This is a genomic window from Stenotrophomonas sp. P5_A8 (genome assembly GCF_056400545.1).
This window is the reverse complement of record NZ_JBFULB010000425.1, coordinates 1-2,786: the sequence shown is the minus strand read 5'-3', so window position 1 is coordinate 2,786 and position 2,786 is coordinate 1. Positions and strand designations below refer to the sequence as shown.

The following is a 2,786-nucleotide window of genomic DNA, read 5'->3' as shown; positions in this document are numbered from 1 at the left end:
CGATTCGGTTGGGCATTCCACCTGAACCCCGCGCCGTTGGCGCGCCCAACGCGGCCGCCGGTGGCGACCGCGTTCCGCGCATTCCACCTAAACCCCGCGCCGTTGGCGCGCCCCCTTTAACAAAAAGGGGGCTTTTCTCCAGATGGGGTGTCGGTGGTACCAACCAGCGGTCGGCACCTGCCGGAGTCACAGCGGTGGCGGTATTGAGTGACCGTTGGTCGGTGGGTCGGTGGGTCGGTGGGCCGGTGCGGTGCTCAGGCCTCGCCGAAATGTGCGTCTTCCATGGTCATCAGCGGGGCGGCGCCGGACTGGATCGCGGCGGCGTGGCTGAGGGTGCGCGGGAGGACACGGGCGAAGTAGAAGCGGGCGGTTTCGCGCTTGGCCTGCTTGAACGCCTCGCTCTGCGCGGAGGCATCGGCGGCGGCGACGCTGCGGGCCCACCAGTAGGCCAGCACCACGTAGCCCGAATAGAACAGGTAGTCGAAGCTGGCCGCGCCCAGTTCCTCGGGGTTGCCGGCGGCGCGCTGCAGGGTGGCCATCGTGAGCTTGCCCCATTCGTCGGCCTTGGCGCGCAGCGGGGCGATGAATTCGGCCAGCGCTTCGTTGCCTTCATTGGCCTTGGCGAAGGTTTCGATCTCGGCCAGCATCAGCTTCAGCCCGGCGCCCTGGCTGGAGGCGGTCTTGCGTCCGATCAGGTCCAGCGCCTGGATGCCGGTGGTGCCTTCGTAGAGGGTAGTGATGCGCGCGTCGCGGGCCAACTGCTCCATGCCGTGTTCACGGATGTAGCCGTGGCCGCCGAAGCACTGCAGGGCGTTGTAGGTGTTTTCGATGCCCCATTCGGTCTGGCAGGCCTTGGAGATCGGGGTCAGGAAGCTCACCAGGGTGTCGGCGCGCTCGCGCTCGCCGGCATCCTCGGCGTGGTGGGCAACATCGACCAGCGTGGCTGCGTGCAGGGCCAGCAGGCGGCTGCCTTCGACCAGCGACTTGATGGTGAGCAGCATGCGGCGTACGTCCGGGTGGACCAGGATCGGGTCGGCCGGCTTTTCCGGGTTTTTCGGGCCACTCAGCGAACGCGACTGCAGGCGCTCGCGGGCGTACTTGAGCGCGTTCTGGTAGGCGCGCTCGGACAGGCCGATGCCCTGCAGGCCGACGCCGAGGCGCGCGGTGTTCATCATGGTGAACATCGCCTGCAGGCCCTTGTGCGGCTGGCCGACGAGGTAGCCTTGGGCACCGTCGAAGTTCATCACGCAGGTAACCGAGCCCTTGATGCCCATCTTGTGTTCGATCGAGCCGCAGCGCAGCGCGTTGCGTTCGCCGACCTTGCCGCCGCGGTCGACCTTGAACTTGGGGGTGACGAACAGCGAGATGCCCTTGGCGCCGGCCGGTGCGTCGGGCAGCTTGGCCAGTACCAGGTGGACGATGTTGTCGGTGAGGTCGTGCTCGCCGGCGGTGATGAAGATCTTGGTGCCGGTGATGGCGTAGCTGCCATCGGCGTTGGGCTCGGCCTTGGTCTTGAGCAGGCCCAGGTCCGTGCCGCAGTGCGGTTCGGTCAGGCACATGGTGCCGGTCCAGCGGCCCTCGATCAGCGGCTTGAGGAAGGCGTCCTGCTGCCAGGCTTCGCCGTGCTGCTTGAGCGCTTCGATGGCGCCGTGGGAGAGCAGCGGGAAGTTGCCCCAGGCCAGGTTGGCGGCGTTGATCATTTCATTGAGCGGCACGCCCAGGGTGTGCGGCAGGCCCTGGCCGCCAAGTTCTGGCGCCGCGGTGAGGCCGGTCCAGCCGCCCTCGACGAACTGTGCGTAGGCCTGCTTGAAGCCCGGCGGCGTGGTCACTTCGCCGGTGGCCTGGTCGAGCGCGCAGCCGATTTCGTCACCGACGCTGTTCAGCGGTGCCAGCACGGTGGTGCTGAAGCGACCGGCTTCCTCGAGCACGGCGTCGACCACGTCGGCGGTGGCGTCGGCAAAGCCGAGGCGGGCGAACAGCGGTTCGACCTTGAGCACGTCATGCAGGGCGAAACGGATATCGGAAAGCGGTGCGGTGTAGCTGCTCATCGTCAGGTCTCGATCAGGTGCAAAGGGATACGGGAAGTGCGCCGGTCAGCGCAGCACGCCGGGCAGGCCGGGGGCCTGGTTGAGGGTGCTGTGGTTGTCGACGTCGAAGCTGCGTTGTTTCTTTTCCTGCGGGGTGGCGCTGACCGTGCCCTTGAGCGCGTAGGCGAGGGTACGGTTGCCGGCGAGGGCATCGGCGACGACCAGGCGGGCGTTGGAGCTGGGCTGCAGCTGCACGTTGATGACGTCGGCGGAGACGCCACCGATGGACAGGGCGGGGCGGGTGGTGAGGGTGCCGGCCGCTTCGTCGCCGACGCTGAGGGTCAGGCTGACGCTGTCGAAGGTCATGGGCATGGAGCTGAAGTTCTGCAGCCGCAGGGCGATATCCCAACCGCCGTCGGCGCGTACGGTGAGCTGCTGGACGCTGGCGGCCGGGGGCGAGACGCGCTTGACGACGCCGCTGTTGCAGGCGGCCAGGGCCAGGGCGGTGCCGGCGAGCAGGGCGACGGTGAGGGCGGTACGGAGGCGGTGGTGCATGGGCGCAATCCTTGGGCGGGTGCTGCGTGGGTCAAAGCATACTACGGCGTATGGTGGTTGTGCCGGCGTTGAGGTCGGTGTTGTAAAGGGTAGTGGGTGTGGGGGTTGGATTGTTTTTTTCGAGGCCAAAGCCAAGGCCGGAGCCAGGGCCGGAGCCAGGGCCGGAGCCAGCGCGGCTTCCGGGTTGCTGGGGGAGGGTGGGGC

General features: G+C 67.8%; 2 protein-coding genes. Both read right to left on the bottom strand.

Going from position 1 to position 2,786, the window contains the following annotated elements; genetic code table 11:
- Nucleotides 1-254: 254 nt before the first annotated feature.
- Nucleotides 255-2,048, bottom strand: a complete 1,794-nt coding sequence (locus tag AC1DQP_RS19090; RefSeq protein WP_478052264.1) for an acyl-CoA dehydrogenase C-terminal domain-containing protein — start codon at nucleotides 2,046-2,048, stop codon at nucleotides 255-257.
- Nucleotides 2,049-2,093: 45 nt separating this feature from the next.
- Nucleotides 2,094-2,582 carry an LEA/WHy family protein gene (locus tag AC1DQP_RS19085; protein ID WP_457322333.1) on the bottom strand — a complete coding sequence of 163 codons (489 nt, stop codon included), beginning with the start codon at nucleotides 2,580-2,582 and terminating at the stop codon, nucleotides 2,094-2,096.
- Nucleotides 2,583-2,786 lie beyond the last annotated feature (204 nt).